Consider the following 265-nt stretch of genomic DNA (forward strand, 5'->3'; position numbering starts at 1 on the left):
GGGACGTTCGGGTACCTGGAACCGCGGTTCAATACTCTGTGCCCGGAGATATTTCCGGATCGTATTGCGTGACAGTCCCGTCCGGCGTTCGATCTCGCGGATCGGAAGATGATCCCGGCAGTGCCACCGACGGATCACACTCAGAAGCTCCATGTCAATCACTCCTCAAACCCCCAGCAGATGCTGCCGGGGAGTGTGAAGGCATGGGTCAAATCTCGATGAAAATTTCCGCCCTACCCGGGTCAGTTCTCAGTGAAAATCAACA

The 265-nt window shown here is 55.8% G+C and carries 1 pseudogene; it reads right to left on the reverse strand.

Annotation, left to right across the window (positions count from 1 at the left end):
* Positions 1–153, reverse strand: a pseudogene (locus DY926_RS15260) (IS21 family transposase); the annotation flags it as partial.
* Positions 154–265: the final 112 nt, after the last annotated feature.

The organism is Komagataeibacter melaceti, from assembly GCF_003403295.1.
Lineage (GTDB): Bacteria > Pseudomonadota > Alphaproteobacteria > Acetobacterales > Acetobacteraceae > Komagataeibacter > Komagataeibacter melaceti.